The following is a 20,969-nucleotide window of genomic DNA, read 5'->3' as shown; positions in this document are numbered from 1 at the left end:
TCACGCCTGATGAGATACCATGCCGGGATCTAACTTCAGACGGATGCCGCAATGATTTCCACCAGTTTTGCCTTACGCTTGACCAAGTTTTTGGTGATTGCTCTGTTGTACAGCAGTTTGCTGGCTTGCAGCGGCGGTTCGGGTGACAGCGCTGGTGATCACAATCCGCCCACACCGATCGACACGCCGTCGGGCAGCAATTTGCTTGAGTCTACGGCGTTTCTCTACAGCGGCGCCAATCCGGTGCAGACTGGCGTGCTTCCCGGCACCATCGTCGAGGAACGGGTGGTGATCGTGCGCGGCAGGGTGCTGGACAAAGACCTGCAACCCATCTCCGGCGTCAACATCACGGTGCTAGGCCACCCAGAATTTGGCCAGACCCATACCCAGGACGACGGCATGTTCGACATGGCGGTCAATGGTGGCAGTCAGCTGACCATTCACTACCAAAAAACCGGATTGCTGCCGGTGCAGCGCGATGTCGCCACGCCCTGGCAGGATTACGTGGTAGCTGACGAAGTGATCATGTTGGCGTTGGACCCGCAGATGACCAAGCTGTTTTTGAATACGCCGGGGATGAAGGTCGCGCGCGGCAGCGAAATGACTGATGTCGACGGCACGCGTCAGGCGACGGTGCTGTTTCCCTCAGGCACCACGGCCAGCCTGGTATTGCCTGATGGCAGTGAACAGCCGCTGAACGAAATCAACGTGCGCGTCACCGAATACACTGTCGGTGAGAATGGTCCCAAGGCCATGCCGGCGGAGCTGCCGGCCAACAGTGGTTACACCTACGCGGCTGAATTCAGCCTGGATCAGGCGATTGCGGTAGGTGCGGAAACCGTGAAGTTCAGCCAGCCTGTGCCGGTGTATGTGGACAACTTTCTCGGTTTTCCGGTGGGCATTCCGGTGCCAGTGGGGTATTACGACCGGCTCAAAGGCCAATGGATTGCCGAAGAAAGTGGTGTGATCATCCAGGTTCTCAGCGTGGACGGCGGCAGTGCGACGCTGGACATCGATGGTGATGGTTTGGCCGATGACGCTAGCAGCATTGGCGTGGATGCCGAAGAATTACAGAAACTGGCTGGCCTGTACACCGCCGGCAAAATCCTGTGGCGGGTACCATTGAAGCACTTCTCGTCCTGGGACATGAACTGGCCGTTTGGTCCGCCCTCAGACGCGACCCGCCCGCCACACATTAATCCCAATCCGGTGCTGAACAACCACAAGCGCTGTGGCTCGGTCATCCGCTGTGAAGACCAGTCGCTGGGCGAAGTGTTGCCGGTCACTGGCACGCCATTCACGCTGCATTACAACAGCAATCAGGTGGCCGAGGCGCGCAATGTCATCAATATTCCCTTGATCGGTGACAGCTATCCTGCCTCACTAAAAAGCGTTGAGCTGCAGTTGAGTGTCGCCGGGCAGAGCGAAACCAAGCAATTTTTGCCGCAGACGGGGTTGTCCTACGAATTTGTCTTCGATGGTAAGGACGCTTATGGCCGTGAGTTAAATGGCCGGCAGAAACTGAATGTGCGGGTGGGCTACACCTACAAGGGCGTTTACCAAAAAACCAGTCGGTTTGGTTACAACGGCGACGGCCAACCGATCAGTGGCGACCGAGATCGAATCGAAGTTACCCTGTGGACGGTGTACGACACCACGGTCGGCAGACTGGTACATGATGGCCTTAATCTGCCAGGCTGGAGTCTGGACGTACAGCATCAGTATTCGCCGTACACCATGGAAATGTTGCTAGGCAATGGCGACCGCAACGATGAGCGGCGTAATTTGATCAAACCACTGGCAGGCAGTGGCGTCAGTGGTTTTGACGCTGCCGATGATGGTGGTAATGCGCTTAGTGCCAAAATGCATAACATCTGGGCGATGGCGGTAGGCGCTGATGGCGCGGTGTATTACTCCCACGGCGACACCGGCATACGCCGGGTGGCCGCCGATGGATTATTGTCTACGGTGGCTGGCAGAGCGCCGCCCATCTTTGTTGGCAACGGCTATAACTACGACTTTAAAGCTGTCGCCGAAGGTGGTCCGGCTACTGATACCTATCTCACCCCATTCCCTGGCGGATTGGCTATGGGCAAGGATGGCAGTTTGTACATCGCCGATGCTTGGCACAAGCGCATTTTCCGGGTGGATACTGCAGGTAATCTGCACACCGTGGCCGGCAAGGCGCCAGCCGATTATAACGCCGGTCCATTTGAGTCCACTGGCGATGGTGGTTTGGCGATTGATGCCGGCTTGGAGCTACCGAAGGCGGTTACCGTTGGCACAGATGGTACGGTGTATTTCGTGGATGGCAATCGCCTGCGGCGGGTGGGCACCGATGGTGTAATCACAACGTTGCTCGGCAATGGTGGGCAGGGGGCCGATTGCGGCAACTACGATGCACGTGTGTCACCACAGTACCTGGCGATGGGCGGGGATGGTTCGCTGATTTACAGTGCCAATGCGGGTTACTATGGTTCGTTGCTTTGCAAGTTGGGTACGGATGGCGCGGTTGTTCGTTTGGCGGGTGCCAGTCCCTATGATCCCGCGCCCTTGATCGGGGCATTTGCACCCGATGCGTTGGCCAAGGAAGCAGTAATAAGCACGGCGATAGGTGGCATAGCGGTTGGCCCAGACGGCAGTGTGTATCTTTCTGTGGGTGAATACCACCAAGTTTATCGTATCAACCAGGAAGGCAAACTGGTGGTCGTCGCAGGGTATGTTGATCTGGAAAACCCGTATTCTCATAAGTCCGGTTACGCTGGCGATGGCAGTAACGCCGGCGATGCGTTGCTTAATTATCCAGACGTGATCGCCGTTGGCGCCAACAACCGTCTATACATCGCCGATAACGGCAACCGGCGAATTCGTGCGGTGATGGCTGACTCTTATTTGTTTGCGGATATTACGGGCCGCAAACCCATGCTTTCGAGTGATAGACGCAAGGTCTATGAATTCGACGAGTTTGGTCGACATACGCAGACGCGCGACAGCTTTACCGGCGCGGTGCGATACCAGTTTAGTTATGACAGCGACGGCCATTTGAGCAAAATAACCGATGCCAGCGGTAACGAAACGTTGATCGAACGCAGCGGTGGTGTGCCTACCGCGATTGTGGCGCCAGGTGGACAACGCACCGAATTGACGACTGACGGTGATGGTCAGGTCACCGCTGTCAGCAACCCGGTGGGTGATTCGTATAGTCTTGACTACGATGCACGCGGATTGCTCACCAATTTAACGGAACCTAAAGGCGGCGAGCACCTCTTTGAGTACGACACTCGCGGTCGACTCAGCAAAGACAGCAATCCAGATGGTGGCAGTCTGACGCTGACGCGTTTGGTGCAGCCGCAAGGCAGTACGATTACGCTGACCAGTGCAGAAGGCCGAGCGCACAGCTATCAAACTGAAGCGATGGCCAGCGGTGAAGTGCGCAGTACGGAAATTGATCCTAGCGGTGCAATCACCGTGACCATGTTGCGCTCCAATGGCGATATTGAGGTGAACGCCGCCAATGGCAGTACGGCACTGTACCAGTTTGATGTCGATCCACGTTGGAGTAATCCGTATGTTGGTCGCGTGGTGGTTACTACGAAAGCCGGTTTGACGCGTACGCTGGAATTGAAACGCAGCGTCGAACTGACTGATGCAAGCAATCCGTGGAGTCTGGTGAGTATGAATGACACGCTCACCGAAAATGGCAAAACACGCACATTGCATTACGATGCAGCGAGCCGCGTGTTTACACTCAGTTCGGCGCAAGGGCGACAATTCCGTTTTACGCTGGATGAACTGGGGCGTTTAAGCGGAACACAAATCGCTGCTCAGATTGATGCGGTGGCTCGCAGTTATGACAACAAGGGGCGGTTGTCGAACATCACTCAGGGTAGTCTCAGCAATACGCTGAGTTACGATCATCTCAACCGTTTGATCAGTGTCGAGGATAACGCCGGCCATCGCACCGCGTATCAATACGACGCAGCAGATCGCATGACCAGGCTTACCTTGCCCAGCGGGCGAGCCTATCAATTTGCCTATGACGCCAACGGCAATGCGACCAATGTCATCATGCCTAACGGCAAAATTCATGTGCTGAAATACACGGCAAATAATCTTGATGCGGCATACAGTCCAGCCGACAGCAGTGCCGAATTGAGTTATGGCTACAATCTGGATGGTGACTGGGTTCAGAGTACCTTGCTGGATGGCAGCATACTCAACGCCAGCTATGATAACGGTGGTCGAACAACCGGACGCAATTACAGCGATGCAACGGTGAACTTTGATTACAGCGATGCAACGCAGCGCATTAGCAGCATCAAGAGCACGCCCAGCGTTGGCGCGATGCAAACGATTGGTCTGAGTTACGATGCGGAATTTTTAACGGCAATGAACTGGACGGGCGTTGCCACCGGCAGCTTCACCTACGGTTACGACAATCGCATGCAGCTCGCATCGATTGGTGGCAATGTGTTGAACGTTGCTATCACTCGCGATGACGATGGCGTGGTGACCAAACAAGGTGTGTTTAATTTCACTCGCAATGGACCGGCGGGATCGGTCAGTCAAATTAACAGCGATGACAATAAGCTGGTCATCGATCTTGCCTACAACAGCCAGGGACGGATAAATAATCGCAGCGTCAAAGTCAATAACGTGGTGCTCTATCAATCGTCGATGGACTACGGCAGCAGTCGACGCTTGGCGCGACTCAGCGAAACAGTCAATGGTGATAGTCACACCAAGGACTATCTCTATGACGCCGACGGCCAACTGGTGACAGTAAAAGAAGGCAGCGCCACGCTGGAAAGCTATGCATACGATCTGAATGGTAATCGCAATTTGCCGTCAGCAACGTACGACGCACAAGATCGGATGTTGACGCTTAACGGTGTGAATTACCAGTTCAACGCCAACGGCATGTTGCAACAACGTGGCAGCGACACGTTTGTCTACAGTGCGCGTGGTGAGTTGTTGTCCGCGACGGTTGCTGGTACCACCGTGACCTATCAATACGATGGATTGGGACGGCGCATCAGTCGCACCGAAGCGGGTAAACTCACGCAGTATCTCTACGCGAATCCGAATAATCCGTTGCAACTGACGGCTTCGCGTTCATCGACCAATGTGCTCAGTGTGTATCACTATGATCAGCGTGGTGTGTTGATTGCGATTCAGCAAGGGTCGACGTACACCTACGTTGGCAGCGATGGTCTAGGGACGCCACGCGTGCTGGCAGACAGCAATGGCAGTGTACTCAAAACCATTAGCTACGACAGCTATGGTCGCGTGTTAAACGACAGCGATCCTACCTTGGTATTGCCGATTGGTTTTGCTGGTGGCTTGGCCGATCCTGTGACCGGTTTGTTGCGCATGGGCTTCCGCGATTACGATCCCGCTGCGGGCCGTTGGGTGGCGCGTGATCCGGCGCTCTATGATGGCCGTCAGCTCAATTTCTACAGCTACGTGGGAAATGATCCGGTGAATCACACCGACCCCAGTGGGCTATTCAGCGTTGGTGGTTCACTTTACGACGGTGTGGGTGGCGGTTTACGCCTTACCATCGATAGTACCGGCTTCAAGATTTGTGGCGAGGTGGGATTTGGCATAGGCGGCAGCCTGGATATTGATCCCAATGAGGCCGTGGGAGATGTGGATATCAAACCTTCCATTGTCGGCGAAGTGGGCCTGGGACCATTCGGTGCCGGTGTTGAGATCGGTGGCGTGGGCGATTGTTTCAGTATCGATCCATCGATCAAAGTTGGACCTTTCAAAGGCAAATTTGAAGGTATTACCGAAGGTAATTACAAAGGTCTGGATTCCACAACCTTTGATATTCCGCTCAAGGCCGAAGCTAAAATTGCCGGGCAATTGTGTGGTGGGATGAAGCTTTAGTTTCGCCAGTGTGCTGGGTCGCCACATCGTTGTGGCGGCCCGGTGCAGAGATGGGATGACTAACTATTTCCCCGGCGCTGGATCATCCAGCCCATCTAGATTGTTGAGCATGTTGGACACGTCGACGGTTTCGTCGTGGCGCATGTTGGTTAGTTCGCTGTTGAGGCGCTCGCGTTCCAGTTCCAGCATTTGCAGGCAGGTTTGCAGTTCGCTGCTGTTTTTCTCGATTTTATCCAAGTGTTCTTCTAGTTCAAGGCGAACATCGGTTTCGACATTCAGGCTTAGAACGGTGGTTTTTAGTTCGCGGATGGCGCTATTTTGCTGGTCGATCAAAGCATGGACCTGATCGAGTTCTTTCTCGGGTAGAGGTGCACTTGGTTCTGCGGGTGGCTGTTCAGTGGGTTTTTCTTCAAACTGCTTGTCCAGTTCCTGTTGCTGTAAATTAAATACAGCTTCCAGTTGTTGCAGTTCTGCATTCAGACGCTCTTGCTGTTTCTCCATTTCCTTCATTTGATCTTCCATCATGTTTTCGGTCATTTCATGCTGGGAGAGCAGCTTGCGGAGTTTTTCAGAATTACCAGATTCAAGCTCGAGTTCAGTTAGTGAATGCTTGAGCTTCTTGTAGGAGTCGACCATTTTGGCGTAGGCATTTTGCTGGGAATGGTACAGTGCTTTGTAGCCGTTAAGGTTGCGAAGTTGTTTCTTCAATTTTTCAATTTCTTTTTGAGCTTGCGAATCATAGTTGATCTCAACCGAGTTTTTATTGTGATGATGCTCGATTTGGGTGTCATCAATCAGCTCGCTGTTTTCTATCATTTGATCAATGATGCGCGTATCGGGTGGCCCATCAACCAAGTCGGCTTGTTGCCAGCGATTGAGAAGTTGAGCAATTTTTCTGTTGATATTGGTCCAGTAAGTATCGTTAGGTTTTTCTATACAGACAAAATCTCGTTCAAGGGACAGCCAATTGAGACGGGCGACCATGTGTTGGCGATATTTTATTGCGGTATTGTCGCCCGCCTCGGCAGGGGCGTTGAGTTTTTTGGCGTAATCACGGGTTTCTTTGATCAGCTTTTTGAAATAACGCTTGTGGAACTCCCGCTCATCAACCTGGGCTAGCGCATATGTCTTGAGTTTGCGTTGGCGAAAATAAAGATAGACAACCAGGGCGGCCAGTACAATGACTGCTTCTACCAAACCATACAAGACGTAAATATTGATTTCCATACTCAAGTCATTGGTTGTTGTCCGGTTTGTCTTTTATTTCTGGTTCAGGTTGAGCATTATCTCCTTCTTCGGTTGTTGTGTTGCTATTTTCCAAGTCAATTTCATCTTTTGTGTCAGTGGTGGTGACCGAGGCAGATGATTTTTTCCTTAGGCGTTTGATGATAACGTAGGCGCCTGCAATGGCTCCAATGATGACGTTGATCAGTACAAATATCAGCACGCTGTCTGTCACATCGCTTTTTGCGTGTTCATCTTTTGCGGGGAGTTCAGTTGTCGCTTCGGGGGCGGTGTGTTCGGTGGCTGCTGCTGCGGATTCATGTGCCGGTTCTGCTGGTTGAACGTGTTCGGTAGGAGGGACATTTTTATGAGGGTCAACTACTGGTGCAGCAGGGGGAGTATGTTGTTCTGCGGCTGGTGCCTCATGTGTGGCACTCTCTGCAACCGCAACCGCAGGTTCACTGGCGTCTTTTACCGAGAATGGGTTTTGTCCGGTGGAGGAATTCTTGACCGTAACAAATAAGGTTTTTTTACGGTCGAACGTTTCGCTGTTGACCAAAATGTCGAGTTTGTATTCACCGGTTTCGGTGTAATCAACTGATCGCTGATAGTAACCGTCGTTGGCCAGATCATCGCCATCAATGCCGTCGTCAACCAGCGCGTATTCGCTGACCTTGCCGGAAGGTGCAGTCATTTTTAATTTGAACTTGAAGGTGTTGGCCAGAGCATTGCGACGAATCAGTTTGCCATCTTTTTCCAGCCAGGCGCGTATAACGTCGGAATCGCCCATTGCTATTTCTGCGGCGTTTTCAACATTCAGTTTGAGATCGGTAATGATGTAGGCTTTGTTGCCACCTTCGCTGTATTTGATCAGCCAATAACCAGAAACGGGATTGCGTACGGTGATCAGACTGAATTTTTTAGCGTTATACCAGCGGACGTCGCGGTGCTTTGTATTGGAGTCGATCAAATCGCCATCAGGATTTTCCAGGGCAACCAGCGAATTGGGTTTGTACTTGGAGATGAGTACGGTGAATTCGCGGATGTTGTTGTCGATGATGAAGCTGTCTTCGTTGACCGGCAACATGTCGGGAGATTTGCTGTGTTCAAAAATTCGGCTGAAGACATCGTGAATCTCAGCGGTGCTGTTGAGTATGTTGAACGTGCCGCGCGTATCTTCCGCCACCAGTTTCATCAGCGGCAAGTTGGAAGAACGCGTGAAGGTAATGGTGTGCACCTTGATGCGTGCTTTGGCGAATTTGGGGCCAATGACATCCAGGGTTTTTTCGGTCAGGCGCAGGTCAGTTTCATGATGGCCGACATCCATTTTGCCATCGGACATTAAAACGATGTGCTGTTTGCGGCCTTTGCTGCGAGCCTTGTTTAGCAGGGCGTAACCTTGATCAAGGGCGTCGTAGATGTTGGTGAAGGCACCGCGTTCGCTGACAGCATCCATGCCTTGCAGCAGTTGGCGTTCATTGTCGTTGGTTTTCAGGTTGAGCAGAGGCGTTATCTGCAATGCCTTATCGCTGAAGCTGATGATGGCGGCGCGGTCGCGGGCGTCCAGCAGGTTGAGGAACATTTTTCCAGCTTCTACCCGCAGTCGTTGCGCGTCGTTTTGTTTCATGCTGCCGGAACTGTCGACGATGAAAACGATGTCGATGCCTTGTTCAGCCTGGGCTGTTGTCGCGGCATAGGCGGTCGTGCCGATGAGGGAGGTCAGCAAAATAATGAACAGCTGGAGTATCGCTGGGTATTTCACGCCATGGTTGCCTTTATTGCGGTTCCAATAGTTAAAGAGGCGGTGGTGCCCAGGAGTTGTATCGACAGTAAAAATCAATACTTAAATATGTGATATGCAACGCTATTTGTGATTAAAGTTGTGGCTTACAACGGAATTTGGCTGTGGCGGGGAATGCGGCTCAGTTGCCAGTGGGCAATGGCCCATTGCCAGAATTCGTCGAGGTTGGCGTCGATCAGTTCCTGCTCGGGTTCCTGGCCAAGATAGCCTAGAATTTTCAACAGGTTGGGGATGGGGTTGTGCTTGTCGATGGCTGTGGCACCGTTTTGCTTGCTCAGTTTTTGTCCCTGGGAACTGATGAGTAATGGCAAATGCACGTAGCGCGGTGTGGCAACGCCGAGCTGTTGCTGGAGGAAGATTTGCGCCGGTGTCAGGCCGTGGAGATCGTGGCCGCGCACCACGTCGGTGATGCCCTGGAAGGCGTCGTCAACCACGACTGCGAGTTGGTAGTTGTACAGTCCATCGGCACGTTGCAGTACAAAGTCGCCGACGTCGTGGTGGATGTTTTGCGCCAGCGGGCCACACACGGGATCCTCAAAACCTATGGTCTGTTCGCCGGTGCGGATTCGCAAGGCATACGGCGGTGAATAGTTCGGTGTTTTGTGGCGACAGATGTCCGGGTAAATCGGCCCGGCGACGCCAACCCGAGCCTGGTCACTGATGGTTTTGCGGCTGCAGTGGCAGGGATAGAGCAACTGTTGCTGACGCAGTTGTTCCAGGGCGGCGGCGTAGGCATCGTGGCGGTCAGACTGGTACAGCACGGCTTCGTCCCAATGCAGGCCGTACGTTTCCAGCGTGCGCAGGATATCATCGGCGGCACCGGGAACTTCGCGTGGCGGATCGATATCTTCGATGCGCACCAACCACTGACCTTGGTTGACGCGTGCTTGCAAATAACTGCCGACGGCGGCAAGCAGCGAACCCAAATGAAGTGGTCCTGTGGGTGAGGGGGCGAAACGGCCACGATAAGTAGATCTTGTTGTCATGGGGCGCTAGTATAGCGGACTGCTGTCGTAACAATAAATTGCCAAGAGGATAGGTTATGGCGTGGCTTGCGAGATCGGTGATAACGCTGTTGCTGGGAATCAGTTTGTTTGCCTGCAGCAAACCAGAGCCTTTTTTACCGCCGCCGAATTTTCAGGCGGATGCAACGTTAGGGCGGCAGATTTATCAGCAGCATTGTGCCGTTTGTCATGGACAGAATTTGCGTGGCAATGCGCTGAAGGGACCGCCGTTGATTAACGAGGTGTATCGCCCGGATCATCACGCTGACCTGGCTTTTTATCAGGCAGTACGCAGTGGCGTGCTTCAACATCATTGGCATTTTGGCAACATGCCCACGCAGCCAGACGTGACGCCGGAGATGACCGGGCACGTGGTGGCCTATGTCCGTCAGGAACAGCGCAACGCGGGAATTTTTTAGCGTTAGTGCTTGCCGGGGCGAATCAAACCGCCCAAGCCTTGTTTGTCCAGTTCATCCACCAGCAATTGGCGAATTTCTTTCGGATCGTCTAGGGTCAGAGCTTGCTGTAGCAGCTGTTTGGCTTTTTTCTGAGTGACGCTGCGGATGACCCACTTGATGCGGGGCAGGGCGATGACGCTCATGCTCAAGCTGTCTATGCCCATGCCCAGCAACAAAATGGCCGCTGCCGGATCGCCGGCCATTTCGCCGCAGACGCTCACCGGTACGCCGTGTTGTTGGCCGGTGGTGATGACATGATGAACCGCTTCAATCACTGCCGGATGCAAGTTGTTGTACAGCGCAGCGACGTTGGGGTTGTTGCGATCCACCGCCAATAGGTACTGCACCAAATCGTTGGTGCCGATGGACAAGTAGTCTACGTGTTTGGCAATGGAGCGCGTCTGATAAACCGCCGACGGGACTTCAATCATCGCGCCAACGCGCGGCATGGGAATTTGGTCGAAACCTTCGCTTACCAAATCAGCATGGGTGCGGCGGATTAGTTGTCCGGCGTCCTGCACTTCACTGACCGAGCTGATCATAGGCAACAAAATGTGTAGGTTGTCCAGCCCATCACTGGCGCGCATCATGGCGCGCAATTGGGTGACGAAAATTTCCGGGTGATCCAGGCTGATACGGATACCGCGCCAGCCGAGGAAGGGATTGTCTTCCTTGATTGGAAAATACGGAATGTTTTTGTCACCGCCAATGTCCAGGGTGCGCAGCACCACCGGCTTGGGGGCCATGTCCTGAAGAATTTGTCGATAAATGTGTAGTTGTTCTTCTTCGCCGGGAAAACGGTCGCGAATCATGAACGGAAATTCGGTGCGGTACAGGCCGATGCCCTGGGCGCCACTGTCGACGAAATTGTTCAGGTCGGACAGCAGGCCAGAGTTCACGTACAGCGGAATCTGGTGGCCGTCAGGGGTTTCCGCTGGCAGTTCTTTGAGTGTGGCCAGGTTGCTGGACAGCTCGGCCTCTTCTTTGATCAGGCGCGCATATTCGTTCTGCACAGTTTTGGACGGATTGACATAAACAATCCCCTGATAGCCATCAAGAATCAGGTGATGGTTTTCCACTTTACCGATGGGCAGGTCTGACGCGCCCATGACGGCGGGAATGCCCATTGCCTTGGCCAGAATCGTGACGTGGGACGAACTGGAACCGCTGGCGCACAGCACGCCGGCCAGTTGATCCTTGGGCACTTCCATGAGGGTAGAGGCACTCAGTTCCTCGCCCACCAAAATGGTTCGGTTTGGGTATACCCGAGGACCGGGTTTCTTCGACTGGATGTGCATCAATATGCGTCGGCCCAGGTCTTTGATGTCTTGTGCCCGGTCCGCCAGATAGTCATCTGACATGCTCTCGAAAACATGGATTTGCTCACGCACCGTGTCGCGCAGGGCGGTGGAGGCCATGAACCCCTGGTGAATGCGTTCCTCGGTCTTTTTGATCAGGCTGTTGCTGCGCAGCATCATCAGATAAGCGTCAAAAATGGCCTGATCTTCTTCGGGCAGGTGGGTGACTTGCTCCTTGATTTCGCCGATCTCACTACGGACAGCCATGACTGCCGCGTGGAATACCTTGATTTCAGCCTCAATGTCTTTGCAGCGACGGTTGGGGACAGCATCCAGATCCGCTGACGGATAGACCACCAGCGCGGTGCCGGTGGCAACGCCCGGTGCGCCGGGCAGGCCGCGAAATGGCCGATTGTCATTGACCGCCTGGTTTTGCAGTTTGTCGATTTCGCCGATGGCCTGCGCATGGGCAATGGCCCCGGCCAATTGTGCAGCGATAGTGACTAACAGGGTTTCATCGTTTTCGTCAAAGCGGCGACTGGTGAGCTGCTGTACCACCACCACGCCCAGCACCTTGCGGTGATGGATGATGGGGACGCCCAAAAATCCGTGGTAGCGTTCTTCGCCGGTTTCGGGAACGTATTTGTAGGCAGGGTGGCTGGCTGCGTCTTCAAGGTTGACCGGCTCGCTGCGGCTGGTCACCATGCCCACCAGACCTTCGCCTGGTTCCAGATTGACGTGATGGACGGCATCTGGATTCAAACCGTCTGTCGCCATGAGCAGGTTGTTGCCGGTCTGCGGATCCGTCAGGTAGATAGAGCAAACGTTGGTTTGCATCACCTCTTTGACGCGACGGGTGATGGTTTCCAGTGCCTCATCCAGATTCTCGGCACTGTTAACTTCCTGCACTATGCGACGTAAGGTGTCGAACAAGCTAAAGACTTCCAGGGTTGGCGATCGTTGGTATGAACCGTCCAGTTGCTGCGCACCGACGGCGAAGCGGGTATCAGGAGGCGCGCGGTTGGCGTAACAGTGGTTCGAGTTCGGCAAGCGCACGTTGATACACGTCTCGCTTGAAGTCTACCACTTCGCTGAGCGGCTGCCAGTAGTCAACCCACTTCCAGTGATCAAATTCCGGTTTTTCGGCGCGATCCAGGCGAATATCGTGGTCAGAACCGAGCAAACGCAGCAAGAACCAGCGTTGCTTCTGGCCAATGCACAGCGGTTTGCTGCTATAGCGAATCAGGCGCTCGGGCAGTTGGTAATGCAGCCAGTCGCTGGTGGTGCCCAGAATTTCCACTTGCGGTGGTTCCAGTCCCACTTCCTCGTGCAATTCGCGGAACAAAGCCTGCTCGGCGGATTCCCGGGGGCGAACGCCACCCTGAGGGAATTGCCACGCCTCCTGGCCGATGCGGCGAGCCCACAACAGTTGGTGATGCTGATTGCACAGGATAATGCCCACATTGAGGCGGTATCCGTTTTCATCGATCAGCGAATTGGATTTGCGGCTTACGTTCATAATGATTCCATTCTTCCACAAGCAGCGCCATCGGGCAACCTTATGATGTTGCTGGGATTACCGGCCTTGGCGAAGTATTGTACGGGGGCGGGTGGTGTTGTCAGGGGGCTGTGGGTAGAATGCGCCACTGGTTTTGGTTTGTTTACAGCGAGGGTGGTTGTGGCACTGGCGATTTTTGATTTGGATAATACCTTGCTGGCGGGTGACAGCGATGCCACCTGGGGCGAGTTTTTGGTGGAGCTGGGTGTGGTGGACGCCGACACCTATGGCGCGGAAAACGAGCGCTTCTACCAGGAATATAAAGCGGGTACGCTGGATATTTTTGAGTTCCTTGCTTTTAGTCTCAAACCCTTGAGTGAACACCCGCTGGCGCAACTGCATGCCTGGCGTGCGCAGTTCATTGAACAGAAAATTCGCCCCATGATTGCCGCCAAGTCGTCGGAGATTCTCGCCAAACATCGTCAGGCCGGTGACACGCTGATGATTATCACCGCTACCAACCGTTTTATCACCGAGCCCATTGCCGAACTGTTGGGCGTGCCGCACCTGCTGGCGACTGACCCGGAAATGGTAGGTGATCGCTACACCGGTCGCGTTGCCGGTACGCCTTGTTTTCAGGAGGGCAAGGTGGTGCGTCTGACTGAATGGCTGCAGCAAAATCAGGCAGATTTGAACGGTGCCTGGTTTTACAGCGATTCGCACAACGATTTGCCCCTGCTGCGCCGCGTGACCAATGCGGTGGCGGTGGACGCCGATCCCAAACTGGCCAGCGAGGCCGAGAAGCAGGGATGGCCGCACATCAGTCTGCGCTAGCGCGCTATAGTCTGATTCTGTTGACGCTGGCGGCGTTGTGCCTCGGCGCATTGCTGCTATCGCTGGCCACAGGCAGCGTGTCGCTGAGTTTTACCGATGTCTGGTGGGTGTTGCTGGGCGACGAGTCGAGCATGGCGGCGACGGTGGTGAACGAATTGCGCCTGCCGCGTGCGCTGGCAGCACTGGCGACGGGCGGTCTGTTGGCCCTGGCCGGGGCGCTGATGCAGGTATTGCTGCGCAATCCACTGGCCGACCCCTATGTGCTCGGCGTGTCTGGTGGTGCCTCGCTGGTGGCGCTGTTGTGTTTGTCGCTGGGAACGGCGACCTGGTTGCTGACCCTGGGCAGTTTTGCTGGCGCGCTGCTGTCGATGTTGCTGGTGTTTGCCTTGGCGCATGGTCGTGGCAGTTGGACGCCGACCCGTTTGTTGCTCACCGGTGTGGTGGTGGCGGCCGGCTGGGGGGCGTTGATCAGTTTCGTGCTGGCGGTGGCGGCAGACAATAATTTGCGCGGCATGTTGTTCTGGTTGATGGGCGACTTGTCGCACGTGACCGAACCGGGATTGGCATTGGCAGTGTTGCTGGTGGGGACGCTGCTGGCGTGGATGCTTGCCCGTGAACTTAATGTGCTGGCCTATGGCGAACTGCGGGCCAGTGCGCTTGGTGTTAACGTGCGCAGGCTGCGCTACGCGATTTATTTTCTGGCGTCGCTGTTGGCAGGAGCGGCAGTGTCGCTGGCCGGCAGCGTCGGTTTTGTTGGGCTGATCGTGCCGCACCTGATGCGTTTGCTGGTGGGCAGCGATCACCGGATTTTGCTGCCGGCATCGGTATTTGCCGGTGCGCTGCTGGTGTTGCTGGCTGACACTTTGGCGCGTACCGTGATTGCACCAGAGCAGCTGCCGGTGGGCGTGATTACCGCGCTGGTTGGCGTGCCGCTGTTCCTGTTGTTGCTGAACCGGACTCACCGCCTATGATGCTCAGTTGTCATGATTTGGTCGTGAGCGTGGATGGCAAGCCGCTGTGTCAGCCCTTGACCTGGCAGGCCAATGCTGGCGAGTGCTGGGCGCTGCTGGGCCAAAACGGTGTGGGGAAAACCAGTTTGCTGCTGACCCTGGCGGGGTTGGCGTCGCCGGGTGAAGGCGAGGTTCGCCTGCATGGACAACCGCTGCAACAATGCCCATTGTCGACGCGGGCAAAACAAATGGCGCTGTTGCTGCAGGAGCCTGAGCAGGCGTTTCCTGCCAGTGTGCTGGACACGGTGTTGATTGGCCGTCATCCGTATTTGTCGCGCTGGCAAATGGAATCGGCGGACGATATCGATATTGCGATGCAGGCGTTGCAGCAAGTGGGCTTGGCTGATTTTGCCCAGCGCAATGTGCAAACCTTGTCAGGTGGCGAGCGTCGTCGGGTGCAGTTTGCCCAACTGCTGGCGCAGCAAACGCCGCTGTTGTTGCTGGATGAACCGGTGAATCATTTGGACATTGCCCACCAGCTAAGTTTGATGGCGCAGGTGCAGACCAAGGTGCAACGTGAACAGGGAATCGCGCTGCTGGTGTTACACGATGTCAATTTGGCACTGCGTTTTTGCGATCGGGCGCTGCTGATGTTTGCTGATGAAATCCTGCATGGTCCGGTGGAATCCGTGATTACCGCAGAGAATCTGCAACGGCTCTATGGCTGTGCCATGGAGCGCGCTGGTCGCTGGTATTTTCCTGCCTGAGATTATTTTTTCAGAAACAGCTTGGGATCGACTCGTTCGTTATTCAAACTGACCGTCCAGTGCAAGTGGGGTCCGGTCGCACGCCCAGTGGAACCGACCTTGCCCAGCAGATCGCCGGTATGCACTTTCTGCCCGGGTTGAACGCTGATTTTTGATAAGTGGCAGTACATGGTGATCAGGCCCTGGCCGTGATCAATAAACACGGTGTTGCCGTTAAAGAAAAAATCGCCGGTCTCTATCACCGTGCCATCGGCGGGCGCGGTGACACTGGCCCCCATGGGGGACGCGATGTCCATGCCGCTGTGCGGATTGCGCGGTTCGTTGTTGAACACACGGCGCAGGCCAAACGAGCTGGACATTTCGCCCTGGCTGGGCACCTTAAATTGCAGCGGCACCGCGTCAATGTCACTCCAGTGAGTGAACGCCGCGCCAATGCGTTCTTTTTCCGCGTTGATGCGTTTCATATCTTGTTCATTGGGATTGACGTGACGCTTGCTCACGGTCAGGTGTTGGGTCAGGTATTGTTTGTCGACCACAGTAAAACTGATTTTGCTGGTGGCTTGCCCGGCACTTTCAACGTCGATACTGTGCTCGCCCAACTTTGCCGACAGGCCGATGCCGACGATGGCTTTCCACTGATCGTTGGCTTTGATCACCATTACTGCGTCGTCGTTGTATTTGACCTGGGGTTTTTGTGCCGCATTTCCCAGATCAATGATGGCGATGCCGCCGGGCACCAGCGATTGTTCCGGCAACGCCATGGCCAGCGATGGCAGCAATAACAGCAGTGATACCAAAATTCTATTCATCGTTGCACTCCACTACCTGAGATGTGATCCGGCCTTGGGCCAGACGGGTTTGCATCAAATCGCCGGGTTGCAATTGGCTGGCGTCAGTGACGACGGTTTTGCCGTCGGCCAGAAAACTGATCGCATAACCGCGTTCCAGCGTCGCCAGCGGACTGACCGCGTTAAGGGTGCGGATCAATTGCGCCAGTGTTTGCCTGTGGCCAGTGACGACCTTGCTCATTGCCCGTGACAATTGTTGCTGCAATTGCTGGTTCCGCAATGTCAGTGTGGCCAGCGTTTGCGCTGGTGCGTGTTGCAGGAGCTGTGCCCGGCTTTGGCCGAGACGGTGTTGATCATGACGCAGGCGCGCCAATGTGGCGCGACTTAAGCGCTGCTGTAACTCGTCAAGACGTTGCTGTTGATCCTGCACGCGGCGCGCAGGACTTTGCAGTCGCGCGCGTACGTGTGCGAGGCGTTCGCCGGCACGTTGCAGATGGTGCTGCAATAATCGCTGCAGCGCTTGCTGTTGCTGATCAAGGCGTTTTTGCAGAAAGGTTTGGTCCGGGCTGCAAATTTCTGCGGCTGCAGTGGGCGTGGCGGCGCGATAATCGGCGACAAAATCAGCGATGGTGAAATCCACTTCGTGACCCACGCCGCATACCAGCGGAATGTCGCTGGCAGCAATTGCGCGGGCGACACGTTCGTCATTGAATGGCCACAAATCTTCAATGCTGCCACCGCCGCGGGCGAGAATCAGCACGTCGCATTCGTTACGCTGATTGGCCAGGGCAATGGTGCGTGCAATCTGGGCTGCGGCTTGATCGCCCTGCACCAACACCGGATAAATCATCACCGGCAGGCTGGCACAGCGCCGTTGCAAGGTGGTGAGTATGTCCCGAATCGCTGCGCCGGTGGGCGAGGTAATAACGCCGATTTGTTGCGGCATGGCCGGCAATGGTCTTTTGCGTTCAGTGGCAAATAGCCCCTCGGCTTGCAGCTTGGCTTTTAATTCCTCGAACAATCGTTGCAGCGCGCCGCTGCCGGCTTCTTCCATGTGCTCGACCACAATTTGAAATCGGCCTTGCGGCTCGTACAGGGTAACGCGGGCGCGGACGACCACTTCCATGCCGCTGCGCGGCTGAAAGTTGACCAAGCGGTTTTTCATGTTGAACATGGCGGCGCTGATTTGCGCCTTGGCGTCCTTGAGGCTGAAATACCAGTGGCCTGAGCCGTGGGCGGTGAAGTTGGACAGTTCGCCTTGTAGCCAGACCAGCGCAAAGCCGCTTTCCAGCAGTTGGCGCACGTCGCGGTTGAGTTCGGAAACCTGAAAAATATGCCGTTGCTGCATTGTCTAGCCAATCAAAAAGAGGGGGTGTTTAGAACAGCCAAGGTTTTGCGAGCTTTTGATCCTGGGCCTGTTGATAGGCCAGTTCACCCTGTTGGCGGGCCAGTTCGGCATAGCGCATGGCGTCATCGTATTCGCCATTTTCAGCGGCCATTTTGGCCTGGCCAAGCAATTTGCTGGCATCGCGCCACTCGTTGCCGGCTGCGCTGGATTTTTTGATGGCTGCCTGGGCCAGTTGAATGGCTTCGGTGACCTGTTGCAGGGTGAATTTGGGCGGCGGCGGGCCGCTGGGAGTGGTTGCGCAAGCGGCCAGCAGTATCGCAGCCAGCAGTGGCAGGACGTATTTCATCGAGTTAATCTCCTGTGAAAACATCGGGTTTGAACCAATAGTAGTACGCGCCGGGGAGGCTTGACCAGTTTTAATAACCCCGCCTCGTTTGGCTTGCTGGTTTACCCGGTTTTGACTAATCGGTATAATGGCCCGCTAATTTTTATCCGGCGGATCACCACATGTTAAGAATTCAGCAAGAAGCCCTTACTTTTGACGATGTTTTACTAATTCCGGCTCATTCCAATGTTATGCCCAAGGAAGTGAGTCTGAAGACACGTCTGACTCGTGGCATCCAGTTGAATATTCCTCTGGTGTCGGCAGCCATGGATACCGTGACCGAAGCGCGTCTGGCCATTGCGCTGGCGCAGGAAGGTGGTATCGGCATCATCCACAAAAATCTGACCGTTGAGCAGCAGGCCGCCGAGGTACGCAAGGTCAAGAAATTTGAAAGCGGCGTGATCAAAGAGCCGATCACTGTTTCGCCCAACACCAGTATCCGCGAAGTGCTGCAAATCACCCGCGCTAACAACATTTCCGGTGTGCCGGTGGTAGACGGTGACAAGCTGGTTGGCATCGTGACCAGTCGCGATTTGCGTTTTGAAACTCATCTGGAAAATCCGGTGTCTGCCATCATGACGCCGCAAGACCGTTTGGTGACCGTGAAAGAAGGTGCCAAGCGTGCAGAAGTGCTGGCCTTGTTGCACAAACACCGCATCGAAAAGGTGCTGGTGGTCAACGATGCTTTCCAGCTACGCGGCATGATTACGGTCAAGGACATTCAAAAATCCACCGATTTCCCCAATGCCTGTAAAGATGAGTCTGGCAGCCTGCGCGTTGGCGCGGCGGTGGGCACTGGCCCAGACACCGACGACCGCGTAGCGGCGCTGGTGGAAGCGGGCGTGGACGTGGTCATCGTTGACACTGCGCACGGCCATTCGCAGCGTGTTATTGATCGCGTTGCCCAGGTGAAGAAAAAATATCCCAAGCTGCAGGTGATTGGCGGCAACATCGCCACGGCAGCAGCGGCTCGTGCGCTGGCCGATGCAGGCGCGGACGGTGTGAAGGTGGGTATCGGTCCCGGTTCTATCTGTACTACCCGGATTATTTCCGGTGTGGGCGTGCCGCAGATTACGGCCATTGCCAATGTGGCGGCAGAACTGGCAGCAGACGGCATTCCCGTTATCGCTGACGGCGGCGTGCGTTTTTCCGGTGACTTAGCCAAGGCGATCGTTGCGGGTGGTTACGCGGTAATGGTGGGTTCCATGTTTGCCGGTACTGAAGAAGCACCCGGTGAGGTTGAACTGTACCAGGGCCGTTCTTACAAATCCTATCGCGGCATGGGCTCGCTGGGCGCCATGTCCCAGGTGCAGGGTTCCAATGACCGTTACTTCCAGGACACCAAGGACGTAGACAAACTGGTGCCCGAAGGCATCGAAGGCCGCGTGCCTTATAAAGGGCCAATGATTGCCATTATTCACCAGCTGATGGGCGGTCTGCGCGCTTCCATGGGTTACACCGGTTGCGCCAGCATTGATGAAATGCGCACTCGCCCTGAGTTTGTCCGTGTGACCAACGCCGGTATGCGCGAGAGCCATGTGCATGACGTAATGATCACCAAAGAAGCTCCGAACTACCGCATCGACTGATGCAGCACACACCGCGGGCTAAGGCCCGCGGTTTGCTTTTTGACCTTCGAATTTTTTAGAGAAAGTGTATGACCGTCGCTGACATTCACGCCCATCGTATTTTGATTCTGGATTTTGGTTCGCAGTACACGCAGTTGATTGCCCGTCGCGTGCGCGAAGCCGGTGTTTACTGCGAACTGCATCCCTGGGATATGACTGAGGCGGATATTCGTGCCTTCGCGCCCAAGGGGATTATTCTTTCTGGCGGCCCTGAAAGCACGACCGCTGCCAATGCGCCCAAAGCACCACAAGTGGTGTTTGAGCTGGGCGTGCCGGTGTTTGGCATTTGCTACGGCATGCAGACCATGGCGATGCAATTAGGCGGCAAAGTGGAAAACGCCGATCATCACGAATACGGTTATGCGCAAGTTCGCGCGCGTGGCCACACTCGTTTGTTGAAGGACATCGAAGATCACACCACCGACGAAGGCTACGGCATGCTGGACGTGTGGATGAGCCACGGCGATCGCGTCTGCGATATTCCGACCGGTTTCAAGCTGATGGCGTCCACTGAATCGGCACCGATTGCCGGTATTGCCAACGAAGATAAAAATTTCTACGGCGTGCAGTTCCACCCGGAAGTAACGCATACCCGTCAGGGCAAGCGCATTATCGAGCGTTTTGTGCACGAGATCTGCGGCTGTGAGGCCAATTGGAATTCCAGCAACATCGCGGAAGATGCAATTCGCACCATTCGCGAACAGGTGGGCAGCGACGAAGTGATTCTCGGTTTGTCCGGCGGTGTTGATTCCTCCGTGGTGGCTGCGCTGCTGCACAAGGCCATCGGCAAACAGCTGACTTGCGTGTTTGTCGACAACGGCTTGCTGCGTCACAAAGAAGGTGATCAGGTGATGGCGACTTTTGCCCAGCACATGGGGGTGAAGGTGATTCGCGTTGACGCGGAAAAACGTTTCCTCGATGCGCTGGCCGGCGAAAACGATCCCGAGAAAAAACGCAAAATCATCGGCAATCTGTTTGTCAAAATTTTCGAAGAAGAATCCAACAAGCTGAAGGCAGCCAAGTGGCTGGCACAGGGCACGATTTATCCTGACGTGATTGAATCGGCTGGCTCAAAAACCGGCAAGGCGCAT

Annotated in this window: 15 protein-coding genes; 7 read left to right on the top strand and 8 right to left on the bottom strand. The window is 55.0% G+C overall.

Annotated features, from left to right (window positions below):
* Positions 1 to 51: 51 nt before the first annotated feature.
* Positions 52 to 5,895, top strand: a complete 5,844-nt coding sequence (locus OEW58_05170; GenBank protein MDH5300736.1) for a hypothetical protein — start codon at positions 52 to 54, stop codon at positions 5,893 to 5,895.
* Positions 5,896 to 5,958: 63 nt separating this feature from the next.
* Here the strand turns inward: OEW58_05170 and OEW58_05165 are convergent, their stop codons facing one another.
* The 3 genes from OEW58_05165 to gluQRS form a co-directional block, all read right to left on the bottom strand.
* The gene (locus OEW58_05165; protein ID MDH5300735.1) at positions 5,959 to 7,122 is read right to left on the bottom strand and encodes a hypothetical protein; all 1,164 of its coding nucleotides are present in this window, start codon (positions 7,120 to 7,122) and stop codon (positions 5,959 to 5,961) included.
* Between the two features lie 7 nt (positions 7,123 to 7,129).
* Positions 7,130 to 8,881 carry a VWA domain-containing protein gene (locus tag OEW58_05160; protein MDH5300734.1) on the bottom strand — a complete coding sequence of 584 codons (1,752 nt, stop codon included), beginning with the start codon at positions 8,879 to 8,881 and terminating at the stop codon, positions 7,130 to 7,132.
* Positions 8,882 to 9,006: 125 nt separating this feature from the next.
* The gene (gene gluQRS / locus OEW58_05155) at positions 9,007 to 9,906 is read right to left on the bottom strand and encodes a tRNA glutamyl-Q(34) synthetase GluQRS (GenBank protein ID MDH5300733.1); all 900 of its coding nucleotides are present in this window, start codon (positions 9,904 to 9,906) and stop codon (positions 9,007 to 9,009) included.
* A 56-nt stretch (positions 9,907 to 9,962) separates the two neighbouring features.
* Between gluQRS and OEW58_05150 the strand changes: the two genes are divergently transcribed.
* Positions 9,963 to 10,343: a c-type cytochrome gene (locus OEW58_05150; GenBank protein MDH5300732.1), complete on the top strand. Its 381-nt coding sequence runs from the start codon at positions 9,963 to 9,965 to the stop codon at positions 10,341 to 10,343.
* A gap of 2 nt (positions 10,344 to 10,345) precedes the next feature.
* Here OEW58_05150 and ptsP read toward each other — a convergent pair whose 3' ends face one another.
* Both ptsP and OEW58_05140 read right to left on the bottom strand, forming a co-directional pair.
* The gene (gene ptsP / locus OEW58_05145; protein ID MDH5300731.1) at positions 10,346 to 12,613 is read right to left on the bottom strand and encodes a phosphoenolpyruvate--protein phosphotransferase; all 2,268 of its coding nucleotides are present in this window, start codon (positions 12,611 to 12,613) and stop codon (positions 10,346 to 10,348) included.
* Between the two features lie 73 nt (positions 12,614 to 12,686).
* Entirely contained in the window at positions 12,687 to 13,199 is a 513-nt protein-coding gene (locus OEW58_05140; protein MDH5300730.1) for an RNA pyrophosphohydrolase, read from the bottom strand.
* A gap of 159 nt (positions 13,200 to 13,358) precedes the next feature.
* Between OEW58_05140 and OEW58_05135 the strand changes: the two genes are divergently transcribed.
* From OEW58_05135 to OEW58_05125, 3 genes are read left to right on the top strand one after another with little or no spacing between them, the layout of a single operon-like run.
* On the top strand, positions 13,359 to 14,012 hold the full coding sequence (locus OEW58_05135) for an HAD-IB family hydrolase (GenBank protein MDH5300729.1): 654 nt from the start codon (positions 13,359 to 13,361) through the stop codon (positions 14,010 to 14,012).
* The gene (locus tag OEW58_05130) at positions 13,988 to 14,983 is read left to right on the top strand and encodes an iron ABC transporter permease (GenBank protein MDH5300728.1); all 996 of its coding nucleotides are present in this window, start codon (positions 13,988 to 13,990) and stop codon (positions 14,981 to 14,983) included. The genes OEW58_05135 and OEW58_05130 overlap by 25 nt, the downstream gene beginning before the upstream one ends.
* Complete coding sequence (locus tag OEW58_05125; protein ID MDH5300727.1) at positions 14,980 to 15,729, top strand: ABC transporter ATP-binding protein; 750 nt, start codon at positions 14,980 to 14,982, stop codon at positions 15,727 to 15,729. Before OEW58_05130 ends, OEW58_05125 begins: the two co-directional genes overlap by 4 nt.
* A 2-nt stretch (positions 15,730 to 15,731) precedes the next feature.
* On the opposite strand, the gene OEW58_05120 is transcribed toward OEW58_05125, so the two are convergent.
* The 3 genes from OEW58_05120 to OEW58_05110 are packed head-to-tail and all read right to left on the bottom strand — an operon-like array spanning position 15,732 to position 18,211.
* Entirely contained in the window at positions 15,732 to 16,538 is an 807-nt protein-coding gene (locus OEW58_05120) for a peptidoglycan DD-metalloendopeptidase family protein (protein ID MDH5300726.1), read from the bottom strand.
* On the bottom strand, positions 16,531 to 17,865 hold the full coding sequence (xseA, locus tag OEW58_05115; protein ID MDH5300725.1) for an exodeoxyribonuclease VII large subunit: 1,335 nt from the start codon (positions 17,863 to 17,865) through the stop codon (positions 16,531 to 16,533). Before xseA ends, OEW58_05120 begins: the two co-directional genes overlap by 8 nt.
* A gap of 28 nt (positions 17,866 to 17,893) precedes the next feature.
* Positions 17,894 to 18,211, bottom strand: a complete 318-nt coding sequence (locus OEW58_05110; GenBank protein ID MDH5300724.1) for a DUF4398 domain-containing protein — start codon at positions 18,209 to 18,211, stop codon at positions 17,894 to 17,896.
* 161 nt (positions 18,212 to 18,372) lie between these two features.
* Between OEW58_05110 and guaB the strand changes: the two genes are divergently transcribed.
* Positions 18,373 to 19,839 carry an IMP dehydrogenase gene (gene guaB, locus OEW58_05105; protein MDH5300723.1) on the top strand — a complete coding sequence of 489 codons (1,467 nt, stop codon included), beginning with the start codon at positions 18,373 to 18,375 and terminating at the stop codon, positions 19,837 to 19,839.
* Positions 19,840 to 19,907: 68 nt separating this feature from the next.
* Positions 19,908 to 20,969: glutamine-hydrolyzing GMP synthase (gene guaA / locus OEW58_05100; protein ID MDH5300722.1), on the top strand; the 1,062-nt coding region annotated here is incomplete at its 3' end.

It is taken from the genome of Gammaproteobacteria bacterium, from assembly GCA_029884425.1.
In the GTDB taxonomy this organism is placed as follows: domain Bacteria; phylum Pseudomonadota; class Gammaproteobacteria; order S012-40; family S012-40; genus JAOUHV01.
The sequence above is the reverse complement of the archived record's forward strand: the minus strand, read 5'-3'. Positions and strand labels throughout refer to the sequence as shown.